The organism is Thauera aromatica, from assembly GCF_023093595.1.
Lineage (GTDB): Bacteria > Pseudomonadota > Gammaproteobacteria > Burkholderiales > Rhodocyclaceae > Thauera > Thauera aromatica_A.
Genome location: NZ_JALLIK010000109.1, coordinates 176766 through 201402 on the forward strand (window position 1 = coordinate 176766; position 24637 = coordinate 201402).

The following is a 24637-nucleotide window of genomic DNA, read 5'->3' on the forward strand; positions in this document are numbered from 1 at the left end:
GCTTTTGCCAGCAACCGAGGCCCCACCGTGGCGACGCCCCTTTTCGAAACTTCCATCAAGAGCCTGCCGCTGCTCGGCCGCGGCAAGGTGCGCGACATCTACGCGATCGACGCCGACACGCTGCTGATCGTGACCAGCGACCGCCTGTCGGCGTTCGACGTGATCCTGCCCGACCCGATTCCCGACAAGGGCCGGGTGCTGGTGGCGCTGGCGAACTTCTGGTTCGACAAGCTCGGCCACATCCTCCCCAACCAGCTCACCGGCATCGACCCCGAAACCGTGGTCGCGCCCGGCGAGCGCGAGCAGGTGCGCGGCCGGGCGCTGGTGGTGAAGCGCCTGAAGCCGCTGCCGATCGAGGCGGTGGTGCGCGGCTACGTGATCGGTTCGGGGTGGAAGGACTACCAGGCCACCGGGGCGATCTGCGGCATCGCCCTGCCCGCGGGCCTCGCCCAGGCGGCGAAGCTGCCGACGCCGATCTTCACCCCCTCGTCGAAGGCCGACTTCGGCGAGCACGACGAGAACATCTCGTTCGCCCAGGCCCAGGCACGCTGCGAGGCGCTGCTCGCGGACGCCCTCGCCGGCACCGGCAAGAGCGGCGCCGGGCTCGCCGACGAGGCGCGTGCGGCCGCGATCGCGCTGTATTCGGAAGCGGCCGACTACGCCGTCGGGCGCGGCATCCTGATCGCCGACACCAAGTTCGAGTTCGGCATCGACGCCGCCGGCACGCTGCACCTGATCGACGAAGCGCTGACGCCCGACTCGTCGCGCTTCTGGCCCGCCGACAGCTACCGCGAAGGGATCAGCCCGCCGTCCTTCGACAAGCAGTTCGTGCGCGACTACCTGGAAACGCTGGACTGGAACAAGACCGCGCCGGGGCCGCGCCTGCCTGCCGAGGTCATCGAGCGTACCGCGGCCAAGTACCGCGAAGCCTACGAGCGCCTGACCGGGCGCACGCTGGACTGAATCCACCGCCGTTTCCGCTACGATCACGACAAAGGGGCGCCCACGAGGCGCCCTTTTTCCTCCGGAGTCCCCATGCAGACATCCGCTTCCAGCCGCAGCCTGGCGTTGGCCGTGGTCATCGCCGCCTACATGCTGTCCTTCTTCCATCGCTTCGCCCCCGCCGGCATCGCCCAGGACCTGGCCGCGGCCTTTCACACCAGCGCGGCGTCGCTCGGTGTGCTCGCCGCGACCTATTTCTACGTGTATACGATCATGCAGGTGCCGACCGGCATCCTCGTCGACACCCTGGGGCCGCGCCGCATCCTGCTGCTGGGGGGGCTGGTGGCCGGGGCCGGCAGCGCGCTGTTCGGCTTCGCCCCGAACCTGGACACCGCGCTGGTCGGGCGCACCCTGGTCGGGCTCGGCGTGTCGGTGGTGTTCATCGCGATGCTCAAGCTGATCGCGGTGTGGTTCGACGAGCGCCGCTTCGCCACCCTGGTCGGACTGTCGATGCTGCTCGGCAACCTCGGCTCGGTGCTCGCCGGCACACCGCTCGCCGCCATCGCACAGGTCGCCTCGTGGCGCGGGGTGTTCTTCGGCGCCGCCGTCCTGTCGGTGCTGCTGGGGATCGCCTGCTGGTTCTTCGTTCGCGAAGCGCGCGCGCCGGACACCCCCGCCCCCCGCTTCGACCGCACCGCCGTACTCGGCAGCCTGATGGGGGTGCTGAGAAACCGCGCCACCTGGCCCGCGGTGGGGGTGAACTTCGGCATCGCCGGCAGCTTCTTCGCCTTCGCCGGGCTCTGGGCCACCCCTTATCTGGTGCAAGTGCACGGCCTGTCCCGGGTCGAGGCGGCGAGCCACGTGTCGCTCTATTTCGCCGGTTTCGCCGTCGGCTGCCTGGCGATCGGCACCCTGTCGGACCGCCTCGGCCGGCGCAAGCCGGTGCTGATCGCCTCCTCCGTGTTGTACAGCCTGCTGTGGCTGGTGTGGCTGTCCGCGGTATCGATGCCGATCGCGTTGTCCTACGCGCTGTTCGCCGTGATGGGTGTGGCCACCGCCAGCTTCGCCCTGACCTGGGCCTGCGCCAAGGAAGTGAACCCGCCCCAGCTCTCGGGGATGAGCACCAGCGTCACCAACATGGGCGGCTTTCTCGCCGGCGCGCTGCTCCAGCCCACCGTGGGCGCCGTCATGGATGCGGGCTGGGACGGCACCCTGGTGGAAGGCGTTCGCGTGTATGCGGTCGACACCTTCCGCCACGGTATCGGCCTGCTCGCCGCCGCCGCCCTGCTCGGCACCGTCGCCAGCTTGTTCCTGCGCGAAACGGGGTGCCGCAACATCTGGAAGCCAGGCGCCTGAGCCGCCAGCGCAAGGCCGAAGGCACCCGCGCGGTGCAGTACGCCGTACATGGTTTGGACACGGAACAAATCGCATTCGCGAACTCGCCCCGGCCGGTCTACTCTAAGAATCGGCCCGGCTGCCTCCCAATCCGCAGCCGGGCCGCCCCCCCGACCGATGCTGATCAAGCGGAGCGAGCCATGGACAAGCCTTTTGAGACCCTGGAACAGCACTTTCACTTGCCCCACGTGCGCGAAGTCGGCATCGACCGGCCGCTGCTGTGGCTTCGCGCGGGATGGGAAGACATGCGCGAGAACCTGGGCGCGAGCCTGTCCTACGGGGTGATCCTGGCCGCGCTCGGCTACCTGCTCCTGTCCTACGCGGCAGGACTGCCTTACCTGTTCACCGCGGCGATCTCGGGCTTCTTCCTGATCGGGCCGGTCGCCGCCGCCGGGCTGTACGAGATTTCCCGCCAGCACGAGCAGGGGCATCCGGTCTCGTTTCTCGGCTCGCTGCGCGGCCTGCGCGGCCACGCCGACGGCCTGGCCTACTTCGGCGCCTTCCTCGCGATCGCGCTGATCGGCTGGGAGCGCATCTCGGCGGTGCTGTTCGCCCTGTTCTACGACGGCAACGTCGCCGACCTGTCGAACTTCTTCCGCAGCGTGTTCCTGTCCGGCGAGCACCTGCCCTTCGTCGCCGCCTACCTCGTGGTCGGCGCGATCCTCGCCACGGTGGTGTTCGCGCTGTCGGTGACGGCGGTGCCGATGCTGATCGACCGCAAGGTCGATATCGTCACCGCGGCGATGGCCAGCCTGCGCGCGGTCGCGGTCAACCCGGCGGCGATGGCGCTGTGGGCGGCGATCATCGTCGGCCTGGTCGCGGTCGGTTTCGCCACCATGATGGTCGGCATGGTGATCCTGCTGCCGCTGCTCGGGCACGCCAGCTGGCATGCCTACCGCGAGCTGATGCGCTGAACGCAGCGGGCGCGCCTCACGGCCCCGAGCCGCCCCTCTCCTTGCGAGCGGCCGACGGGCGCCAGGAACGGCGTCCGCCGGCTTTTTTGCGGCACAATGCCCTCCCCACGACCCGGAACGGATCCTCACCAAGGTTCATCGATGCACGACAGCGCCACGCCCCACCTGCCTTCCTCCCCCCCGCCTGCCTCCGCCAACCCCCTGCTCGACTTCAGCAGCCTGCCGCGCTTCGGCGACATCCGCCCGATGCATGTCGAGCCCGCGATCCGCAGCCTGATCGACGAGAACCGCAGGCTGATCGAGCGCCTCACCGCCGACCCGGCACCGCCGAGCTGGGACGGTTTCGTCGGCCCGATGGACGAGGCCGGCGAGCGCCTGTCGCGCGCCTGGGGCGTGGTCGGCCACCTCCACAGCGTGCTCGACGTGCCCGAATGGCGCGAGGCCTACAACGCGATGCTGCCCGAGGTCTCGCGCTTCTACGCCGAGGTCGGGCAGAACCTGGCGCTGTTCCGGAAGTACAAGGCGCTGCATGACGGCCCCGCGTTCGCCACCCTGTCGCCGGTGCGCCAGCGCATCCTCGAGCACGCCCTGCGCGACTTCCGCCTCTCCGGCGCGGAACTGCCCGATGCGCAGAAGCCGCGCTTCCAGGCGATCCAGGAAGAGCAGTCGCAACTGGCGGCCAAGTTCTCCGAGAACCTGCTCGACGCCACCAACGCCCACGCCGAGTGGATCGAGGACGAAACCGGCCTTGCCGGCATCCCCGAGGACGCGCGCGAAGCCGCCCGCGCCGCGGCCGAAGCCGAGGGCAGGCCGGGGTGGAAGTTCACCCTGCAGATGCCCGCCTACCTGCCGGTGATGCAGTACGCCGACGACCGCGCCCTGCGCGCGCGCATGTACCGCGCCTACGCCACCCGCGCCTCCGAGCTCGGCAAGCCGGAACTGGACAACGGCCCGCTGATCGGCCGCATCCTCGCCCTGCGCGACGAGGAAGCGCACATGCTCGGCTACCGCAACTTCGCCGAGGTGTCGCTGGTGCCGAAGATGGCCGATAGCCCCGCGCAGGTGCTCGCCTTCCTGCACGAGCTCGCCGCCCGCGCCAAACCGTTCGCCGAGCAGGATCTGGAGGAATTAAAGGCCTTCGCCAGGGCCGAGCTGGGCCTCGACACCCTCGAACCCTGGGACCTTGCCTACGCTTCCGAGAAACTGCGGGAGAAGCGCTACGCCTATTCCGACCAGGAGGTGAAGCAGTACTTCCCCGAGCCCAAGGTGCTCGACGGCCTGTTCGGCGTGATCCGCGCGCTGTATCGCGTCGACATCCTCCCCGACGAGGCGCCGAAGTGGGACCCGGACGTGCGCTTCTTCCGCATCGAGAAGGACGCAGCGCTGGTGGGGCACTTCTATCTCGACCTCCACGCCCGCAGCACCAAGCGCGGCGGCGCCTGGATGGACTCGGCGCGCAGCCGCCACCGCGACGTCTGGGGCAGCGACACGCCGCTCGCCTACCTGGTGTGCAACTTCCCCGGTCCGGTCAATGGCAGGCCCGCCACCTTCACCCACGACGACGTGCTGACGCTGTTCCACGAGTGCGGCCACGGCCTGCACCACCTGCTCACCCAGGTGGACGAGCTCGCGGTGTCCGGCATCCACGGCGTCGAGTGGGACGCGGTCGAGCTGCCCAGCCAGTTCATGGAGAACTTCTGCTGGGAATGGGACGTGCTGCAGGGCATGACCGCCCACGTCGACAGCGGCGAACCGCTGCCGCGCGCGCTCTACGACAAGATGATCGCGGCGAAGAACTTCCAGAGCGGCATGCAGACCGTGCGCCAGCTCGAATTCTCGCTGTTCGACCTGCGCCTGCACGCCGAGGTGGACGCAAGCTCGGGGCCGGTGCCGATCGAGCGCGTGATGGCCCTGCTCGACGAGGTGCGCGGTGAAGTGGCGGTGCTGATTCCGCCGCCCTGGCACCGCTTCCCGCACAGCTTCTCGCACATTTTCGCCGGCGGCTACGCCGCGGGCTACTACAGCTACAAGTGGGCCGAAGTGTTGTCGGCGGACGCCTTCGAAGCGTTCGAGGAAGCCGGCGCGGGCAAGGGCAGCCTGCTCGACGCGGAGACCGGCGCGCGCTTCTGGCGCGAGATCCTGGCGGTGGGCGGCAGCCGCCCGGCGCTGGAGTCGTTCAAGGCCTTCCGCGGCCGTGAACCGCGCGTCGACGCCCTGCTGCGCCACAACGGCATGGTGACGCCGGCCTGAGCCGCGGCGCGGCGGGCGCGTTCAGGCGCCGTGCCCGGCCAGGTGGTCGCGCTCGAAGGCGGCCGCGGGCACGGCCCGGCCGAACAGCCAGCCCTGCGCGACCGCACACCCTTGCGCCTGCAGGAAGTCGCGCTGGGCCGCGCTTTCCACCCCTTCGGCGAGCAGCGCCAGGCCGAGGCTGCGGGCCATCGCGATGATCGCCTGCACGATCGCGGCGTCGTCGCCGTTGCCGGGCACGCCCTGGACGAAGGAACGGTCGATCTTGAGCTTGTCGATCGGGAAGCGCTTCAGGTAGGACAGCGAGGAATAGCCGGTGCCGAAGTCGTCGATCGCCAGCGAGACGCCCATCTCGCGCAGCCGGCGCAGCGCCCCGATGGTTTCCTCGGCGTGCTGCATTGCCGCGCTCTCGGTGATCTCCAGCTCCAGCCAGTCCGGATCGGCGCCGGTTTCGGCGAGGATCGCGGTAACCCGGTCCACCAGATCGGGCTGGCGGAACTGGCGCGGTGACAGATTCACCGCCACCGTCAGGCGTGGCAGGCCCTGGCGCTGCCAGGTGGCGAGCTGATGGCAGGCGGCGCGCAGCACCTGCTCGCCAAGGCTGACGATGAGGCCGGTTTCCTCCGCCACCGGAATGAAGGCCGCCGGCGGCACCAGCCCCTTCTCCGGGTGGCGCCAGCGCACCAGCGCCTCGGCCCCGGTCAGGCGGCCGTCAACGAGCGCCACCTGAGCCTGATAGAAGACTTCGAGCTCGCCGTTATCGAGCGCCCGGCGCAAGTCGTTTTCCAGCGTCAGGCGCTGCAGCGCCTGAGCATTCATGTCGGCAGCGAAAAAGCAGAAGCCACCCCGTCCCGCCTCCTTGGCACGGTACATCGCGGTATCGGCATGCTTCAGCAGGGTCTGCGGGTCCGATCCGTCACGCGGGTGCAGGGCGATGCCCACACTGGCCGCGAGCGGCAGCTCGCGCTCGCCCACGGTCACCGGCACGGACAGATGGGAGGCGATCTTGCCCGCGATCGCCGCGGCCGCGTCGACCGACGGCAGATCCTCGAGCAGCACCACGAACTCGTCGCCGCCCAGCCGCGCCACCGTATCCTCGGCGCGCAGGCAGTGCTGCAGCCGCGCAGCCACCGCGCGCAGCAGTTCGTCGCCGACATCGTGGCCGTAACTGTCGTTGATCAGTTTGAACCGGTCGAGGTCGAGGAACAGCACCGCGCTCAAGCCTTCCCCGCGCCGCGTGATCGCATGGGCAAGGCGGTCGTGGAGCAGATTGCGGTTGGGCAGCCCGGTGAGCGGGTCGTGGTTGGCGAGGTGGCTCAGCCGCGCCTCGGCGTCCTTGCGGTCGGTGACGTCGTTGAGCACGCCGACGAAGTGGGTGACCGCACCGGCCTCGCTGCGCACCGGCGCCAGAAAGAGCTCGATCCAGCGCCGCTCGCCGTCGGCGCGGCGCAGGCGGAGCACGGTGTTGCCTTCGGTGCCGTGGGCGATCGCGCGGCGGATCTCGGCATAGCCGTCGGCGACTTCGTCGCGGCAGATGCAGGGCTTGCCGACGATCGTGCCCGCCGTGCTGCCGAGCACCCGCTCGAACGCCGGGTTCACGTAGATCAGCGGATAGCACGGCTGGCCGGCGTCGGCGATGAACACGCCGTTGACGCTCGATTCGATCGCCCGGTCGCGCAGCGCGATGCGCCGCTTGTCGGCGTGGATGTAGGTGTCCAGGGTCAGCCCGAGATCGAACAGGGCGACCTTGAGCAGGGCGTCGAAGGCCGGAACGAACTGTTCGCGGCGCCCATCGCTGTGCGTCCACAAGGTGTCGATCATGCCCGACAGGTATTCGCGGAAGGCCCCCACGTACCACTTCGGTTCGAGGCCGATGCGCGCATGGGTGACGCCCACTTCGAGCCGGCGCGCGACGTAGTCGGTGCCATATTCGCCTGCGGTCAGCTCGCGGAAATAGCGCTCGTGCGCCGCCTTCAGCCGCGCCACGGTGGCATCGTCGCGCAGCAGTGCCGCCAGCGCCGGACGGCTTCGCAGCGCAGCGTAGAACGCATCGGAAAAGCCATGGCGGCCCTGCGCTCCGATCGCCGCGTGCACCGCCCGCAAGGATGCGGCGTCATCCTCGCCCAGGCGCAGGAAGGCCTTGCGCTCGGCGATTTCATCGGCGTCGACCCGCATCTCGCGGGCGATCGCGCTGCCGCTGGCGGCGTTCATTGCCCGTTTGCCTTGCCCAGGATCCGGCTCATGCCATCCATCACCGCGAGATTGGCCCGTTCCATCGCCTGCAGTTGGTCGAGCGCAGCGTCGAGGCGGCCTTCATAGTAGAAAGCCACCGCCTGGCGGGCATGGGTGTGCACGGCGCGATGCGGTTTTTCCAGCGCGGCATAGCCGGGCAGCCCGGCAAAATGCTCCCGCCCCTCGCCGTCGTAATACCACTGCCCGAGGCGGCAGTGCTTTTCGTCGGGCAGATCATCCGGGCGGATGTTCGAGACTCCGAGGAACACTTTGTAGACTTCGAGCTTGAGGATCAACTCCTCGATGTTCGCCAGCTCGACATTGGACAGCAACGCCGACGAAGACACCGCCTGCTCCATGCGCTGCGACAACTCGAACAGGCGCGACATGCTGCCCACGGCAAGCTCGCTCTCCGCCGAATAGCGGCTGGCATCCTCGGCCCCGGCTTCCATCACCGTCCTGGCGCTGTGGGTTTCTCCCTGGATGCTGCCGACCAGGCCGGAAATCTCGGTGGTCGCCTTCGCCGTACGCTCGGCCAGCTTGCGCACTTCGTCGGCGACCACCGCGAAGCCCCGCCCGGCCTCGCCGGCCCGCGCGGCCTCGACTGCGGCATTGATCGCGAGCAGGTTGGTCTGATCGGCGATCTCCTTGATCAGGCGCACGATGCCGCCGATCTCGCCGGTGCGCTGCATCAGCACATCGACGTTGCGCGAAGCCTCGCTCATGCGGTCGAACAGGCTGCGCAGGTTGCCCGCCATCTGCTCGAAGGCGACACGGCTGCTTTCCGACTGGGCGGCGGCCTCCAGCGCCGAGGATTTTTCCTGGTTGAGGGTCACCGCCAGGCCGAGAAAGGATTCGCGCACCCCGCCCAGCGAAGCGCCGAAGCTGGACAGGCTGGAAAACACCCCACCCAGCGCGCCGCGCTCCTCGCGCAACGCCGCAACTTCATCGCGCAGCGCCGCGCCTTCGGCTTCGAGTTGCGCCACGCGCGACTGCAGCCAGGCATGGTCGCGCTGGGCACCCGCCCCGGGTCGAAACAGAAACTGTGTGAGCTTTGCAGAAAACATGGAACGCCTCCTCGGTGATCGGTATTGTTTTGCCCTTCGATTTAGTTGAGCATTTTACTTGGGAATTAAGATCACAGCTTGATATAGCTTAATTCCGGCGGCCCCCTTCGGACTACCCGACAACGCCCCGCACCAAACACATTCCCCGCAGCCCACCCCGCCGCAAAGCGCAATGGCACAATGGCCGGCGGCGAGCCGGCCCGGCTCATCGAATCCATCGGACATTCGGACGATCCATGAAAATCGCCACCTGGAACATCAACTCCCTGAAAGTGCGCCTCCCCCAGGTGCTCGACTGGCTGGCCGCCCACAAACCCGATGCGCTGTGCCTGCAGGAACTGAAACTCGAGGACAAGGCGTTTCCGGCCGCCGAACTGGAGGCGGTCGGCTACCACGCCGCCTTCGTCGGCCAGAAGACCTACAACGGCGTCGCCATCCTCAGTCCACGGCCGATCGATGCGGCCAGCGTGGTGCGCAACATTCCCGGCTTCGAGGACGAGCAGAAGCGCCTGATCGCCGCCACCATCGACGGCGTGCGGGTCGTGTGCGGCTACTTCCCCAACGGCCAGGCGGTCGGCTCGGACAAGTTCGACTACAAGCTGCGCTGGCTCGGCGCGCTGACCGTCTGGCTGCGCGGGGAGTTGCAGACGCACGAGCGCCTGGTGCTCGCCGGCGACTTCAATATCGCCCCCGAGGAGCGCGACGCCCATCCCGACTGGAAGGACGAGATCCACGTCTCCGCGCCCGAGCGCGCCGCCTTCCGCGCCCTGCTCGATCTCGGCCTGATCGACGCCTTCCGCCTGTTCGAACAGCCCGAGCGCAGCTTCTCGTGGTGGGACTACCGGATGCTCGCTTTCCGCCGCAACTTCGGCCTGCGCATCGACCACCTGCTGGTGTCGCCGGCGCTGCGTCCGGCCTGCCGCAGCTGCACCGTGGACAAAGCCCCGCGCCGGCTCGAGCGCCCTTCGGATCATGCGCCGGTGGTCCTGGAACTGGCCTGAGGACATCCCGATGACACGCTTTTTTCCCTCCGGAACGTACCGGCGATGAGCGCCGCGCACCCGAGCGCACCAGCGGGCATGCCCCTCGCCCGGCTCGACGAGGGCTACCCGGTGCTCGCCGCCCTCTCGCCCTCCGGGCGCCGGCGCCTGCTCGAAGCCGCGCGCTGGATGCGCGTTCCCGGCGGCACCTGCCTGTTCGACGAGCACCAGGCCTGCGAAGGTTTCCCGTTCGTCGTCGACGGCTCGATCCGCGTCGTCAAATCCGCTCCCAACGGCCGCGAGCTGCCGCTGTACCGGGTCGGCAGCGGCGAGACCTGCATTCTCTCGACCTCCTGCCTCCTCGGCCGCGAGGACTACCGGGCCCGTGGCGTCACCGAGAGTGACACCGTGCTGATGCTGCTGCCGCAGGCGGTGTTCGAGGAGCTGCTCGACGAACGCCCGTTCCGCGAATTCGTCTTCCACCTCTTCGCCGAGCGCATCGCCGGGCTGATGCAGCTGATCGAGGAAGTCGCCTTCCGCCGCCTCGACCAGCGTCTGGCGGCACAGCTGCTGGGCAAGGGGCGGACCCTGCACCTGACCCACCAGCAGCTCGCCGACGAGCTCGGCAGCGTGCGCGAGATCGTCAGCCGGCTGCTGAAAGGCTTCGCCGACCAGGGGCTGGTGCGGCTCGGGCGCGAGCAGGTGGAAATCCTCGACCCCGCCGGACTGCGCCGGACGGCGAGCGGAGAGCCGGCCAGAAGCGCCGGCTGAGCGTCCCGGCGGCGCGCCCGGCTCTGTAACTCTGGTCACAGACCCGGGCGCGATCGCGTGCTTCAATGGAAGCGTGTTCCAGCCGTTTTCCACCTCGTTACCCAGGAGAAGCACATGAAAACCAACGTCGGCGGCATCGACAAGATCGTTCGCATCGTGATCGGCATCGCGCTCGTCGCCTGGGCGCTGTTCGGCGGCCCGGTGTGGGCCTGGATCGGCGTGATTCCGCTCGCCACCGGGCTGATGGGCTGGTGCCCGGCGTATGGCCTGTTCGGGATGAGCACCTGCCCGCTGCAGAAGAAGTAGCCGCCCTCCCACAGTCCCCGTTGCGCGCTTCGGCGCCCGCTCCCGGCCTCAGGGCCAGGCGCGGGCGCCGAACATCATCCGCCGGGCGACGAAGCCGCGCAGCGGCGACAGCAGATCGAGGGCGAACAAGGCCGCGCCGCGCGCATGGCGCAGGGGCGCGAAATCGTTGCTGAACACGCGCGCCAGGGTATCGGTGAAGCGCATCGTGCCGAAGCGGTCGAGGTCGCGCCCGCGCGCGTAGGCCGCAAGTAGCGCCGCGCACCCGGGATCGAACGCAGCCTCTTTCGACCCAGTCCCTTTCACCCCGGCCTCTTTCGTCCCCGCAACCGCCCGCGCCGCCGCCTCCGCCTTGCGCCGCTGCAGCAGTTCGGCCAGCGTCCACACGTCGCGCAACGCCAGATTGAAGCCCTGCCCGGCGACCGGATGCAGGGTCTGGGCGGCATTGCCGAGCCACACCGTGCGCACCCCGGTCACCGCGCGCCGGTAGCGCAGCTGCAGCGGGTAGCGCCGGTGCGGACCGACGCCGGTGAGGCGAACGCGGTGACCGAGGTGGGCCTGCAGACGGGCGAGGTAGGCCACGTCATCGAGGCCAAGCAGTGCATCGGCGCTCTCGCGGCGGACCACATGCACCAGCGCATAGCCCTCGCCCCGCGGCAGCAGGGCGAGCGGGCCTTCGCCGGTGAAGCGCTCGAAGGCGGTATGGCGATGACCGCCGGCCACCTCGAGCGCGGCGATCAGCGCATCCTGGCGGTAGTCGAGTTCGGTCACTTCCGGGTCGTCCGCGCCCAGCCCGCCTTCGGCGCAGGCGGCGAGCCGGGCGCGCAGCGTGGCCGCCGGCCGCCCCGCGCCGCCGAGGCGGGCGGTGACCGCATCGGCCGCCGGGATGAGGCCGGTGACTTCGGTTTCGTCCATCACCGTAATGCCGCCAGCATCGACCGCAGCGCGCAGCGCGGCGGCGAGCGCGCCTGCGGAGGCAACATAGCCCAGCGCCGGCAGGCCGTGCTCCTCGGCGTCGATCAGGGTTCGCCCGAGTCCGCCCTGCTGCGAGATGTGGATGTGCTCGATCGCGGTCTTCGGGATCGCCTCCCACACCCCCAGCCGCTCCAGCGTCAGCCGGCTGCCGTGGGCAAGGGCGAGATCGCGCGGGTCCGCAGCGACGGCCGCCCGCGCGCGCGCATCGACGAGGACGACATCGAGGCCGGCGTCCTTCAGCGCCAGCGCCAACGCCAGGCCGACCGGGCCGGCGCCGACGATCAGGAGGTCGTGAATCCGCTCGTCTGCACCCTCAGCCATGGCGCGCCTCGCGCATCAGCGCCTCGATGTCGGCCACCGTCTTGGGCGCGTCGGCGGTGATCAGCTCGCAACCGCCGGCGGTGACCACGGCGTCGTCCTCGATGCGGATGCCGATGTTCCAGAACGCCTCGGGGACATCGTCGGCGGGACGGACGTAGCAGCCCGGCTCGATCGTCAGCACCATGCCTTCGGCGAGCGGGCGCCACTCGCCCCCCACCTTGTATTCGCCGGCGTCATGGACGTCCATGCCCAGCCAGTGGCCGGTGCGGTGCATGTAGAAACGGCGGTAGTCGCCGTTTTCGAGCACGCCATCGAGGCTGCCCCGCAGCAGGCCGAGGTCGAGCAGGCCCTGGGCGAGCACGGCGACCGCGGCGTCGTGTGGCTCGTTCCAGCGCGCGCCGGGGCGGGTCGCGCCCTGCGCCGCGGCCTGGGCGGCGAGCACCAGTTCATAGAGGGCCCGCTGCGGCCCGCTGAAGCGGCCGCTGACCGGGAAGGTGCGGGTGATGTCCGAAGCGTAGCCGTCGAGTTCGCAGCCGGCATCGATCAGCAGCAGCTCGCCGTCTTCCATCCGGCTCTCGTTGCCGACGTAGTGCAGCACGCAGGCATTGGCGCCGCTGGCGACGATCGACGGATAGGCCGGGTAGGGGCTGCCGGCCTGGCGAAAGGCATGCAGCAGCTCGGCCTCGATCTCGTACTCGAAGCGCCCCGGAACGGTGGCGCGCATCGCCCGGCAATGGGCCGCGGCGGAAATCTGCGCGGCGCGGCGCATCGTCGCCAGCTCGCTGGCGTCCTTGACGAGGCGCATCTCGTCGAGCTCGGCGCGCAGGTCGCGCACCGAGTGCGGCGGGGTAAGCCCGCTGCGGGCCTTGTCGCGCACCGCGTTGAGCGCGCCGAGCACGCGCGCGTCCCAGTCGTTGTCGTAGCCCAGGCCGGTCCACAGCAGGGGCTGGTCGGCGAGGTAGTCGGGCAGGCGCTTTTCCAGATCGCCGATGGTCCACGCCTCGTCGAAGCCGAAAGCCGCGCGCGCCGCTTCCGGGCCGTGGCGGTAGCCGTCCCAGATCTCGCGCTCTTCGTTCTTTTCGCGGCAGAACAGGATCTGCTTCGGCGCCGCCCCCGCGACCAGCACGACGACGGCTTCGGGCTCGCGAAAGCCGGTGAGGTAGTAGAAGTAGCTGTCGTGGCGGTAGGGATAGTGGGTGTCGCGGTTGCGCACCCGCTCCGGCGCGGTGGCGAGAATGGCGACACCGCCGCCGGCAGCCTGCATGCGTTCGAACAGACGGGCGCGGCGGGCGCGGAAGGGGGCGGGATCGAAAGTGGCGTTCGGTGTGTTCATGCGCGGAATTATGGCACTGGCGGCGCGGCGGGAGCGTTTCGGCTTCCCGGCACGGCATCGATCCGGAGTTCAGTCCTGGCGGGCGAGTTCGCGGTCGAGTCCGGCCAGGCGTGCGGGCGTGCCGACATCGATCCAGCGCCCGCGGTGATGCTCGCCGCGCACCTGATCGGCGGCCATCGCCGCGCGCAGCAAGGGGGCGAGTTTTGCCGGCGTGTCGTCGGCCAGTCCGGCGAACAGCGCCGGGTGGTAGGCGCCGATGCCGGAAAAGGTCAGGCGGGGAGTTCCGTCGGCATCGATGCGCCCTGCGCCATCGAGGTGGAAGTCGCCGCCCGGGTGATGGTCCGGATTGTCGACCAGCAGCAGGTGGGCGAGCGGACTCTTTGCGTGCAGGCTTGCGGCGGCGGCACGCAGCGCGGCGAAGTCGGCGTCACAGAAGACGTCGCCGTTGACCACCACGAAAGGCGCATCGCCAAGCAGCGCCAGGGCGTGGCGGATGCCACCGGCGGTTTCCAGCGCAGAGCGCTCGGGCGACCAGGCGATACGCACGCCGAAGGCGCTGCCATCGCCGAGCACCGTTTCCAGGCGGTGGCCGAGGTGGGCGTGGTTGATCACGAGCTCGGTGAAGCCGGCTTCGCGGAGGCGCTCGATATGCCAAACAATCAGCGGCTTGCCGCCGGCTTCGAGCAGCGGCTTGGGCGTATGGTCGGTGAGCGGGCGCATCCGCTCGCCGCGACCGGCGGCGAGGATCATGGCTTTGGTCATGGGGCGGGGCGCAGGCGACGGGGGAATCGGCGGGGCCGGCATGGCGACCTCGGTTCAGAAGGTGTAGCCGACCTGCACGTCCTCGGGCTCGAGGCGGTCGAGCAGCTTCAGCAGCGGGCCGAGGTCGCGCCAGCGCTTGCACGCGCGGCGCAGGTAGTCCATCACCCGCGGCATGTCGGCGAGGTAGCCATCCTTGCCGTCACGGTGGCACAGGCGGGCGAAGATGCCGAGGACCTTGAGGTGGCGCTGCACGCCCATCCACTCGAAGTCGCGGTGGAAGTCGGCGAACTCGGCGCGTACCGGCAGGCCGAGCTTCTTCGCCGCCTCCCAGTAGCGGATCAGCAGGTCGAGGACGAACTCCTCGTCCCAGCCGATGTAGGCGTCCTTGAACAGCGACACCAGGTCGTAGCTGATCGGGCCGTACACCGCATCCTGGAAGTCGATGACCCCCGGGTTGGCCCCGCGGTCGTCGCCGGGTTCGAGCAGCATCAGGTTGCGCGAATGGAAGTCGCGATGGACGAAGACCTGCGGTTCGGCCAGGTTGACGGCGAGGATGCGCTCGAAGGCGGCATCGAGCATCGCCGCCTCGGCATCGGTCAGCGCCACGCCCTTGTGGCGGGCGACGTACCATTCGGGAAACAGCTGCATTTCGCGCAGCAGCAGGCCGCGGTCGTATTCGGGCAGCACGCCGGGACGGCTGGCGCACTGGATCGCGGCGAGCGCGCCGAGCGCATCGGCGTAGAGGTGGGCGGCGCGCTGCGGGCCGCGCGCCCCGGCCCCTTCCGCCTGCAGCGCAGCGAGGTAGGTGGTCGAGCCGAGATCGGACAGCAGCAGAAAACCCTGCGCCGGATCCTGCGCCAGCACTTCGGGGACATGGGCGCCGGCGGCGCGGAAAAGTTCGCCGACCTGCAGCCAGGGGCGAACATCCTCCCTGTCCGGGGGGGCGTCCATGACGATGCGCGAAGGGCTGCCGTCGGCGAAGCGGACGCGGAAGTAACGGCGGAAGCTGGCGTCGGCCGAGGCCGGAGCGAGTTCGCAGGGCTGGCCGGGCAAGGTGGCGGCGAGCCAGGACTTGAGCTGTTCGAGGCGGTGCAAACGGGTTCTCCGCGGGTGTTCGTGTACAATCCGCGAGTTTATCAACACGGTGGTTCGGGTGGGCAGCCGCACATTGCGAACGACGGGAAAGGTCTGGGCTTCGATGGCTCCGAATACGCGCATACGTCTGATTCCACTGTTGCTGCTGTGCATCTCCAGCACCGGCTTCGCCACCGGCCTGCCGCCGCTCGAAGTGTCGCCCGAGCTGCTGCGCGGCCGCCTGCCGGCGCCCGCCCAGCCACGGACGAAAACCCCGCCGCAGACGAAGCCTGCGCCTGCGCAGGCTCCTGCACCCGCGCCGCAGGCCGCGGGCAACGGCGGCCAGCCGTCCGCCACACCGCAGCGCCAGGCACCGCCCGCCCCCCTGCCCCCCGGCACGACCGCCGTCAGCGCGCTGCGCATCCACGGTTCGCGCAGCATCGAGCTGGTCGCCGACGGGGAGGCCGAGCTGCAGCGCGACGACCTGGTGCTGACCGCCGACAAGGTGACCTACCGCGAGCCCACCGACGAGGCCATCGCCGAAGGCAATGTCCTTCTCCGCCAGGGCGAGGACACGATCGCCGGCCCTCGCGCCACCCTGGTCGTCGGCGCGCACACGGGTCAGTTCGAATCGCCGCGCTACACCTTGTCGCGCGAACGCGATCCGCGGGTCGCGGGCGACGCCCTGCGTTCGGTGTCGGGCAGCGGCGAAGCCGACCTGCTCAGGCTCGAAGGCGAGAACCAGTTCCGCCTCGAAAACGCCACCTGGACGACCTGCCAGGCCACCGACCCCGACTGGTACATCAAGGCCCGCGAGCTCGAACTCGACTACGACCGCGAAGTGGGCACCGCCCGCGGCAGCTCGATCGTGTTCAAGGACGTGCCGATCTTCTGGATGCCGTGGGCCGAGTTCCCGCTCACCGCCCAGCGCCAGTCCGGCCTGCTGCCGCCGACCTTCGGCACTTCGAACAAGACCGGCCTCGACTTCACCCAGCCCTATTACTGGAACATCGCCCCCAACTACGACGCCACCCTCGCCCCGCGTTTCATGAGCCGGCGCGGGCTGCAGCTGGGCGGTGAATTCCGCTACCTCGGCGAGGACTACCGCGGCACCAGCCGCGTCGAATGGATGGCGAAGGACAAATCCACCGGGGAGGAGCGCCGCCTGGGCTCGGTCCAGCACCAGCACCGGATCGCCCCCAACCTCTACGGCTCGCTCGACCTCAACGCGGTTTCCGACGACGGCTACTTCGAGGACCTGTCCTCGCGCATCGGCGTGGCCTCGCGCGTCAACCTGCTGCGCGAAGGGCGCCTGCTCTACACCGGCGGCTGGTGGAACGCCTCGGCGCTGGCGCAGAGCTACCAGACGCTCAACCCCGACCCCGACACGCGCAACATCTCCCCCTACCGCCGCCTGCCGCAGCTGCAGCTGTCGGCGCTGCGGCCGGACCTGCCGGGCGGGCTGGCGGCGGCGCTCAAGACCGAGTACGTCCGCTTCGAACACCCCGATGCGGACACGGACAAGGACGAAGCCGCCCGCGCCGTCGCCTATCCCCAGCTCTCGCTGCCGCTCGAAGGCGCGGCCTGGTTCCTCACCCCCAAGGCCGGCGTCCACCACACCCGCTACGACGTCGAGCGCTCGCCGCTCAACGCCGCGGCACGCGACTCGATTTCGCGTACGGTGCCGATCCTCTCGGTCGACTCCGGCCTGTTCTTCGAGCGCGAAACCCGCATCTTCGACGGCGACTACCTGCAGACGCTCGAGCCGCGGCTGTACTACCTGCGCATTCCCTCGCGCCGACAGGACGACATTCCGCTGTTCGACACCAGCCGCCTGGACGTCGGCTTCACCCAGTTGTTTGCCGAAAACCGCTACTCGGGCAGCGACCGCATCGGCGACGCCAACGATCTGACCGCCACCCTGACCACCCGCTTCATCGAAGCCGGGACCGGCATCGAGCGCCTGCGCGCGCTGATCGGCCAGCGCTACTACTTCTCGGACCAGGAAGTCTACCTGTTCGACCGGGACGAGCTGCGCCCGGCCGGCAACGGCGCCGAACTGCTCGGCGGGCTCGGCGGGCGGATCTCGAGGACGCTGTCGCTCGACTCCTACGTCCAGTACAACACCGACTCCCGCGAAACCGAGCGCTTCAACGCCAGCCTGCGCTACCAGCCCGGCTTCGCCAAGGCGCTCAACCTCAGCTACCGTTATGCACCGAACCTGCGCATTGCCGAAAACATCGTCGGCCTCGAGGATGTCGATGTCTCCGGACAGTGGCCGATCGGGCGCGGCTGGTACGGTGTCGGCCGCCTCACCCATTCCCTCGAGGAAAGCCGCCTCACCGAAGCCATCGGCGGGCTCGAATACGACGGCGGCTGCTGGGCGTTCCGGGTGGCGATCCACCGCTTCGCGATCGACGAGAACGACGTCACCAAAGCCGTTTTCATCCAACTCGAACTCAACGACCTCGCCAGCATCGGCTCCAACCCGGTCGGCCTGATCACGCGCAGCGTGCCGGGCTATGGCAAGATCAACGACTCCTCGTCCGACCGCGTCTTCGGCTCGGAATAAGCTCCGGTACGCGACTCCACAGCCAATGAACATGACACGTCCTTTCTCCCGCACCCCTCTCGCCGTCACCTTCGCCATCGCCCTCAGCGCCGCGGCACTCGGCCTGCCCGTCCATGCCGCCCCGCGCGCGGTGGAAGTCGACCGCATCGTCGCGGTGGTCGACAACGAGGTCATCACCGCCTTGCAACTGCGCGACCGTATCGCCCAGACCGAACGCCAGCTGCGCCGCCAGGGCGTGGAGCTGCCGCCGATGGAAGTGCTCGAACGCCAGCTCCTCGAGCGCCTGATCGTCGAGCGCGCCCAAATCCAGCGCGCCCGGGAAAGCGCCCTGCGGATCGATGACGCCACGCTCGAACGCGCCATCGAACGCATCGCCTCAAGCAACAAGCTCTCCCTCGACCAGTTGCGCGCAACCCTGGCGCAGGACGGCGTGGCCTGGGACCGCTTCCGCGAAGAAATCCGCACCGAGATCCTGCTCACCCGCCTGCGCGAGCGCGAAGTCGACAGCCGCATCGTGGTCACCGACGCCGAGATCGACAACTTCATCGCCACCAACCCGGACGCGTTCAGCGGCGAGGAATTCGCCGTCGCCCACATTCTGCTGCGCACGCCCGAAGGCGCCACTCCGGAGCAGGTCGGGGCGGTGCGGCGGCGTGCCGAGCAGACCATGGCGCGGCTGCGCTCGGGCGAGGATTTCGCCCGCGTCGCCGCCGAAGTTTCCGATGCGCCGGACGGCCTGTCCGGTGGCGCCCTCGGCTGGCGTCGGCTCGACCGCCTGCCCGGGCTGTTCGCCGAGGCCGTACGCGGCATGCAGCCCGGCAGCACCTCACCGATCCTGCGCAGCGCTGCCGGGCTGCACATCGTGCGCCTGATCGACCGCCGCGGCGGCGGCATGGACACGATGCAGCAGCTCGAACAGACCCGCGCCCGCCACATCCTGATCCGCAGCTCCGAAGTGCTCTCCGACAGCGACGCCGAAGCCCGCCTGCTCGGCCTGCGCGAACGCGCGCTCAACGGCACCGACTTCGGCGAGCTGGCGAAGGCGAATTCGGCGGATCTGTCCGCGGCCAAGGGGGGCGACCTGGGCTGGGTCAATCCCGGCGACACCGTCCCCGAATTCGAGCGCGCGATGAACGCGCTGCAGCCGGGCGAGATCAGCCTGCCGGTGAAGTCGCCGTTCGGCTGGCACCTGATCCAGGTCGTGGAACGGCGGCTGCAGGACGTCACCGACGAGCGCAAGCGCAACGCCGCACGGATGGCGCTGCGCGAGCGCAAGGCCGACGAAGCCTACGAGGACTGGGTGCGCCAGCTGCGCGACAGCACCTACGTCGACTACCGTCTCGAGCAGGAATGAGCACACGCGCCGCCGCCCGGCCGCAGATCGCCGTCACCAGCGGTGAGCCGGCCGGCATCGGCCCCGAGCTGTGCGTCCGCCTCGGCGAGCGGAGCTGGGCGGCGCGCGTGGTGGTGCTCGGCGACCTCGGCCTGATCCGCGACCGCGCCGCGGCGATCGGCAGCCGGGCACCCGTCCGCCCGTGGCGGGCGGATGCCACGCCCGAACCCGGCACGCTCGAAGTCCTGCACCAGCCGCTGGCCGCACCCTCCCGCCCCGGCCGCCTCGAGCCGGCCAACGGCGCCTACGTGCTCGGCCTGCTCGACCGCGCGATCGCCGGCTGCCTTGCCGGCGAATTCGCCGCGATGGTCACCGCGCCGGTGCATAAAGGGGTGATCTGCGAAGGGCTGGGGGCGGCCGCGGCGATGCCCTTTTCCGGCCACACCGAATACCTCGCCGCCAAGACCGGCACGCCGCGCGTCGTGATGATGCTGGTCGGCGGCGGGCTGCGCGTGGCGCTGGTCACCACCCACCTGCCGCTCGCTGCGGTGGCGGCGGCGATCACCCCGGCGGCGGTGGAGGACACGCTGCACATCCTGCACACCGACCTCGTCCGCCACTTCGGCCTGCCGGCACCGCGCATCCTCGTCGCCGGGCTCAACCCGCATGCGGGCGAAGGCGGCCACATGGGGCGCGAGGAAATCGACGTCATCCTCCCGGTGCTGGACAAGCTGCGCACCGAGGGCATGGAGCTCGTCGGCCCGCTGCCGGCCGACACCTTGTTCGTGCCGCACACCCTGGCGCGGGGCGACGCGGTGCTGGCGATGTACCACGACCAGGGCCTGCCGGTGCTCAAGCACGCCAGCTTCGGCGGCGGCGTCAACGTCACCCTCGGCCTGCCCATCGTGCGCACCTCGGTCGACCACGGCACCGCGCTCGACTTGGCCGGCAGCGGCCGCGCCGACCCCGGGAGCCTGTTCGCCGCCGTGGACCTGGCGATCGCGATGGCCGCCGCACGCGCCTCCTGAGCGCCGCACAAGGAAACCGATGCACGATTTCGATACCGACGGCCACCGCGCGCGCAAGCGCTTCGGCCAGAACTTCCTCTCCGACCCCAACATCATCCGCCGCATCATCGACGCCATCCGCCCGCAGGCAGGTGAGTCGATGGTCGAGATCGGTCCCGGCCTGGGGGCGATGACGGCGCCGCTGATCGAGCGCCTCGGCCACCTCCACGTGGTCGAGATCGACCGCGACCTGATCGCGCGCCTGCGCGAGCGCTATTCTCCGGCGCAACTCACGATCCACGAAGGCGATGCGCTGAAGTTCGATTTCGCCAGCGTGGGCGGCGAGGAGGAAAAACCGCTGCGCATCGTCGGCAACCTGCCGTACAACATCTCGACCCCGATCCTGTTCCACCTCGCCGGGTTCGCCGAGCGCGTCAAGGACATGACCTTCATGCTGCAAAAGGAGGTGGTGATGCGCATGGTGGCCGCGCCCGGCACCGAGGAGTACGGGCGGCTGTCGGTGATGCTGCAGTACCGCTTTCGCATGGGGCGGCTGTTCGATGTGCCGCCCGGCGCCTTCCGCCCGGCACCGAAAGTGATGTCGAGCATCGTGCGCATGGCGCCGCTGCCGCCCGAAGAGCTCGGCGCACAGGACGAGGTCCTGCTCGGGCGCATCGTCACCGCCGCCTTCGGCCAGCGCCGCAAGACGCTGAAGAACACCCTGCGCGAATTCGTCACCGAAGCCGATTTCGAGGCCCTCGGCATCGACTCCGGCCTGCGCGGCGAAAAGCTGTCGCTGGCACAGTTCGTCGCCATCGCCAACCACTGCAGCGCCCGGCGCTGAGCCGGAGCCGTCCGCCCCCGGGCGGCTACGCGTAAATCACTTCGACCGCCTCCGGCGCAAGGCCTTCGCGCAGCGCATCGAGCAGCGCGTCGTCGAGCCGCACCCGCCAGCGCTCACCGAACAGCAGCTCAGCTTCGGCGGCGGCATTGCGGTAACGGAGACGGACCGGGCAGCCCTCGGCGCGGAACGGCTCGAGCAGGCCTTGCAGGCGGCCGACTGCGGCGGCGGCACTGCCGGCCCCGCCATCGAGGCACAAGCGCAGCGCGCGGGCGAAGCGGCCGCGTGCCTCGCCCAGGGTCAGCAGGCGCTCGGCGACGATGCGCAGCCCGCCGGAGAACTCGTCGTTGCTGACCTTGCCCTCGACCACCAGCACTTCGTCGGTGACGATCTTGCCGCGGTTGGCATCGAGCACTTCGGAATACACTGCGACTTCGCGCGGCTCGCCGCCGTCGTCGAGCTGCACGAACGCCATCTTGCCGCGGGCGCCCATCTTGGTGCGCACCTCCATGACCACCCCGGCGAGCATCGTGAGGTCGCGCGAAGGCTCGAGCTGGGCCAGGGTACGGCGCACGAAGCGGCGCACCTCGGTCTTGAAGGCGTTGAACGGGTGGCCGGAGAGAAAGAAGCCGATCGCGAGCTTTTCTTCCTTCAGCCGCTCGCGCTCGGTCCACGGCCGGACCCTCGCGAACTCGGGCGCGGCACCGGCAGCCTCCGGGATCATGTCGAACAGCCCGCCCTGCAGCGCGTTGGCCGCGGCCTGCTCGGCCGCTTCCATCGCCAGCGCCACGGTCGCCATCAGCTGGGCACGGTCCAGCCCCTGGTGGCCGGCGAGCGTGTCCATCGCCCCGGCGCGGATCAGCGCCTCGATCACGCGGCGGTTGACCAGGCGCCGGTCCGTCCGCTCGCAGAAGTCGAACAGGTCGCGGAACTCGCCGCCCTTTTCGCCCCCTTTCTGCCGTGCGGCGAGGATCGCCCGCACCGCCGGCTCGCCCACCCCCTTCACCGCGCCCAGGCCGTAGCGGATGGTCTTGCGGTCCACCGGCACGAAGCGGTAGTCGGATGCATTGACGTCCGGCGGCAGCACCGCGATCTTGTTGGCGACGGTGTCCTCGTAGAAGATCTTGACCGTGTCGGTGTTGTCCAGGTCGGACGACATCGTCGCCGCCATGAAGGCCGCGCAGTGGTGGGCCTTGAGCCAGGCGGTGTGGTAGGTGACCACCGCGTAGGCCGCGGTGTGCGACTTGTTGAAGCCGTACTCCGCGAACTTGGTCATGAGGTCGAAGAGCTGTTCGGCGAGCGCCGGGTCGTAGCCCTTCTGCTTCGCCCCCTCGGCGATGGTGGCGCGGTGCTTGGCCATCTCCTCGGGCTTCTTCTTGCCCATCGCCCGGCGCAGCATGTCGGCGCCGCCCAGGGTATAGCCGCCGATGATCTGGCTGATCTGCATCACCTGTTCCTGGTACACGATCACGCCGTAGGTCGGCTCCAGGCAGGCCTTGAGGTCGGGGTGGAAGTAGTCGATCTCCTGCTGGCCCTTCTTGCGCAGGATGAAATCGTCCACCATGCCCGAGCCGAGCGGACCCGGGCGGTAGAGCGCGAGCACCGCGATGATGTCCTCGAAGCGGTCGGGGGCAAGCTTTTTCAGCAGCTTCTTCATGCCGTCCGATTCGACCTGGAAGATCGCCGTGGTGTTGGCGTCCTTCAGGATCTGGTAGGCGGCGGGGTCCTCGAAGCCCAGGCTCATCAGCTCGGGCCGGCTGCCCTCCAGGCGGGCCACGTACTCGAGCGCGAGTTCGATGATGGTGAGGTTGCGCAGACCGAGGAAGTCGAACTTCACCAGGCCGACGGCTTCGACGTCATCCTTGTCGAACTGCGACACCGGCGTGGCGTCCTCGCCGTCGGCGATGTAGAGCGGGCAGAAGTCGGTGAGCTTGCCGGGCGCGATCAGCACGCCGCCGGCGTGCATGCCGACGTTGCGCGAGAGGCCCTCGAGCGGCTGGGCGAGGCTCCACAGGTCGCGCACCGATTCGCCGTCGTTGCCGTCGGCCATCATGTCCCCGATCTGCGGCTCCAGCTCGTAGGCCTTGGCGAGCGAGACGGGCTTGGCGCCCTCGATCGGAATCAGCTTCGAGAGGCGGTCGCACAGGCCGTAGGGCAGGTCGAGCACGCGGCCGACGTCGCGCACCACCGCCTTCGAGGCCATGGTGCCGAAAGTGGCGATCTGGCTCACCGCGTCCTTGCCGTAGCGCTCGCGCACGTACTCGATGACGCGGTAGCGGTTGTCCTGGCAGAAGTCGATGTCGAAGTCAGGCATCGACACCCGCTCCGGGTTGAGGAAGCGCTCGAACAGCAGGGCGTACTCGAGCGGGTCGAGGTCGGTGATGTCGAGCGAGTAGGCGACGAGCGAGCCCGCGCCCGAGCCGCGGCCCGGCCCCACCGGCACGCCGTTCTTCTTGCCCCAGCGGATGAAGTCGGCCACGATCAGGAAATAGCCGGGGAAACCCATCTGGATGATGGTGTCGGTCTCGAACTTCAAGCGCTGCTCATAGCGCGGACGCTGCTTCTCGCGCTCTTCGGGGTGCGGGTAGAGCTGGGCGAGGCGCCGCTCGAGGCCGGCCTTGGCTTCCGCGACCAGGAAGTCGTCCAGGGTCATGCCTTCGGGAGTCGGGAACAGCGGCAGGAAGTTCTTGCCCAGTTGAACCGTCAGCGAGCAGCGGCGCGCGATCTCAACCGCGTTGTCGAGCGCCTCGGGCAGGTCGGCGAAGAGTTCGCACATCTCGGCCTGGCTCTTGAGGTACTGCTCCTCGGTGAACTCGCGCGGCCGGCGCTTGTCCGCGAGCACGTAACCCTGGGCGATGCAGACGCGCGCTTCGTGGGCCTTGAAGTCCTCGCGCTTGAGGAACTGCACCGGGTGGGTCGCGACCACCGGCAGGCCGAGCCGGCCGGCGATGTCCACCGCGTGGCGGATGTAGGGCTCGGTGCCGGGATGGCCGGCGCGCTGGATCTCGATGTAGAAGGCGTCCGGGAAGCGCCGCGCCCAATCGGCGGCGAGCTGGGCGGCGAGCTCGCCATTGCCGGCGGCCAGCGCCGCGCCGATATCGCCTTCCAGCGCACCGGACAGGCACAGCAGCCCGCTCGCGGCGCCGTCGTCGAACCATTCGCGGCGCATCTCGGCACGGCCGCGGTACTTGTTGTCGAGATAGGCGCGCGTCAGCAATGCGGAGAGCTGGCCGTAACCGGCCCGATCGCGGCAGATCAGCAGTACACGAAAAGGCTTGTCGCGCTCGGCCTCGTTCTGGATCCAGGCGTCGACGCCGATGATCGGCTTGATCCCCTTCGCGCGCGCCCCCTTGTAGAACTTGACCATGCCGAACAGGTTGGCGAGGTCGGAGATCCCGAGCGCCGGCATGGCGTCGGCGGCAGCGCTGGCGATGGCCGGATCGAGCTGGACGATGCCGTCGGTGATCGAGTACTCGGAATGCAGGCGGAGGTGTACGAAGCGCGGAGCGCTCGGCACCAGGCTCGGCTCGGTCTGGAGGGCGGCGGGGGCGGTGGCAGAATTCATGGC

The 24637-nt window shown here is 69.5% G+C and carries 18 protein-coding genes; 11 read left to right on the forward strand and 7 right to left on the reverse strand.

What is annotated here, in order from left to right; all coding sequences use genetic code 11:
* Positions 1–27 precede the first annotated feature (27 nt).
* From MXC99_RS15405 to MXC99_RS15420, 4 genes are all read left to right on the forward strand, one after another.
* Positions 28–963: a phosphoribosylaminoimidazolesuccinocarboxamide synthase gene (locus tag MXC99_RS15405; RefSeq protein ID WP_247726286.1), complete on the forward strand. Its 936-nt coding sequence runs from the start codon at positions 28–30 to the stop codon at positions 961–963.
* Positions 964–1035: 72 nt separating this feature from the next.
* Positions 1036–2298 carry an MFS transporter gene (locus tag MXC99_RS15410; protein WP_247726287.1) on the forward strand — a complete coding sequence of 421 codons (1263 nt, stop codon included), beginning with the start codon at positions 1036–1038 and terminating at the stop codon, positions 2296–2298.
* A gap of 179 nt (positions 2299–2477) precedes the next feature.
* Positions 2478–3251, forward strand: a complete 774-nt coding sequence (locus MXC99_RS15415; protein WP_247726288.1) for a DUF2189 domain-containing protein — start codon at positions 2478–2480, stop codon at positions 3249–3251.
* A gap of 141 nt (positions 3252–3392) precedes the next feature.
* The gene (locus MXC99_RS15420) at positions 3393–5501 is read left to right on the forward strand and encodes a M3 family metallopeptidase (RefSeq protein WP_247726289.1); all 2109 of its coding nucleotides are present in this window, start codon (positions 3393–3395) and stop codon (positions 5499–5501) included.
* A 21-nt stretch (positions 5502–5522) separates the two neighbouring features.
* Here MXC99_RS15420 and MXC99_RS15425 read toward each other — a convergent pair whose 3' ends face one another.
* Entirely contained in the window at positions 5523–7709 is a 2187-nt protein-coding gene (locus MXC99_RS15425; protein ID WP_247726290.1) for a putative bifunctional diguanylate cyclase/phosphodiesterase, read from the reverse strand.
* Positions 7706–8797 carry a methyl-accepting chemotaxis protein gene (locus tag MXC99_RS15430; protein WP_247726291.1) on the reverse strand — a complete coding sequence of 364 codons (1092 nt, stop codon included), beginning with the start codon at positions 8795–8797 and terminating at the stop codon, positions 7706–7708. The genes MXC99_RS15425 and MXC99_RS15430 overlap by 4 nt, the downstream gene beginning before the upstream one ends.
* Positions 8798–9033: 236 nt before the next feature.
* On the opposite strand from MXC99_RS15430, the gene xth reads away from it, so the two are divergent.
* The 3 genes from xth to MXC99_RS15445 all read left to right on the forward strand — a co-directional run bounded on the left by xth (position 9034) and on the right by MXC99_RS15445 (position 10854).
* On the forward strand, positions 9034–9798 hold the full coding sequence (xth, locus tag MXC99_RS15435; RefSeq protein ID WP_247726292.1) for an exodeoxyribonuclease III: 765 nt from the start codon (positions 9034–9036) through the stop codon (positions 9796–9798).
* A 45-nt stretch (positions 9799–9843) separates the two neighbouring features.
* Positions 9844–10548, forward strand: a complete 705-nt coding sequence (locus MXC99_RS15440) for a Crp/Fnr family transcriptional regulator (protein WP_247726293.1) — start codon at positions 9844–9846, stop codon at positions 10546–10548.
* Positions 10549–10662: 114 nt separating this feature from the next.
* Entirely contained in the window at positions 10663–10854 is a 192-nt protein-coding gene (locus tag MXC99_RS15445; RefSeq protein ID WP_247726294.1) for a YgaP family membrane protein, read from the forward strand.
* A 48-nt stretch (positions 10855–10902) separates the two neighbouring features.
* Here the strand turns inward: MXC99_RS15445 and MXC99_RS15450 are convergent, their stop codons facing one another.
* The 4 genes from MXC99_RS15450 to MXC99_RS15465 form a co-directional block, all read right to left on the reverse strand.
* Entirely contained in the window at positions 10903–12147 is a 1245-nt protein-coding gene (locus MXC99_RS15450) for an FAD-dependent monooxygenase (protein WP_247726295.1), read from the reverse strand.
* On the reverse strand, positions 12140–13480 hold the full coding sequence (locus MXC99_RS15455; RefSeq protein ID WP_247726296.1) for an aminopeptidase P N-terminal domain-containing protein: 1341 nt from the start codon (positions 13478–13480) through the stop codon (positions 12140–12142). The genes MXC99_RS15450 and MXC99_RS15455 overlap by 8 nt, the downstream gene beginning before the upstream one ends.
* Before the next feature lie 69 nt (positions 13481–13549).
* On the reverse strand, positions 13550–14230 hold the full coding sequence (gene murU / locus MXC99_RS15460; RefSeq protein WP_282100163.1) for an N-acetylmuramate alpha-1-phosphate uridylyltransferase MurU: 681 nt from the start codon (positions 14228–14230) through the stop codon (positions 13550–13552).
* Between the two features lie 66 nt (positions 14231–14296).
* Complete coding sequence (locus MXC99_RS15465; protein ID WP_247726298.1) at positions 14297–15337, reverse strand: aminoglycoside phosphotransferase family protein; 1041 nt, start codon at positions 15335–15337, stop codon at positions 14297–14299.
* A 103-nt stretch (positions 15338–15440) separates the two neighbouring features.
* Here MXC99_RS15465 and MXC99_RS15470 point away from each other — a divergent pair, with 103 nt between their 5' ends.
* Genes MXC99_RS15470 through rsmA form a run of 4 tightly spaced genes read left to right on the forward strand, consistent with a single transcriptional unit; the run spans position 15441 to position 21072 of the window.
* Positions 15441–17888: an LPS-assembly protein LptD gene (locus tag MXC99_RS15470; protein WP_247726299.1), complete on the forward strand. Its 2448-nt coding sequence runs from the start codon at positions 15441–15443 to the stop codon at positions 17886–17888.
* 31 nt (positions 17889–17919) lie between these two features.
* The gene (locus MXC99_RS15475) at positions 17920–19242 is read left to right on the forward strand and encodes a peptidylprolyl isomerase (protein WP_247726300.1); all 1323 of its coding nucleotides are present in this window, start codon (positions 17920–17922) and stop codon (positions 19240–19242) included.
* On the forward strand, positions 19239–20249 hold the full coding sequence (gene pdxA, locus MXC99_RS15480; RefSeq protein WP_247726301.1) for a 4-hydroxythreonine-4-phosphate dehydrogenase PdxA: 1011 nt from the start codon (positions 19239–19241) through the stop codon (positions 20247–20249). The genes MXC99_RS15475 and pdxA overlap by 4 nt, the downstream gene beginning before the upstream one ends.
* 19 nt (positions 20250–20268) lie before the next feature.
* Positions 20269–21072: a 16S rRNA (adenine(1518)-N(6)/adenine(1519)-N(6))-dimethyltransferase RsmA gene (gene rsmA / locus MXC99_RS15485; RefSeq protein ID WP_247726302.1), complete on the forward strand. Its 804-nt coding sequence runs from the start codon at positions 20269–20271 to the stop codon at positions 21070–21072.
* Between the two features lie 25 nt (positions 21073–21097).
* Here the strand turns inward: rsmA and dnaE are convergent, their stop codons facing one another.
* Entirely contained in the window at positions 21098–24634 is a 3537-nt protein-coding gene (gene dnaE / locus MXC99_RS15490) for a DNA polymerase III subunit alpha (protein WP_247726303.1), read from the reverse strand.
* Between the last annotated feature and the right edge of the window lie 3 nt (positions 24635–24637).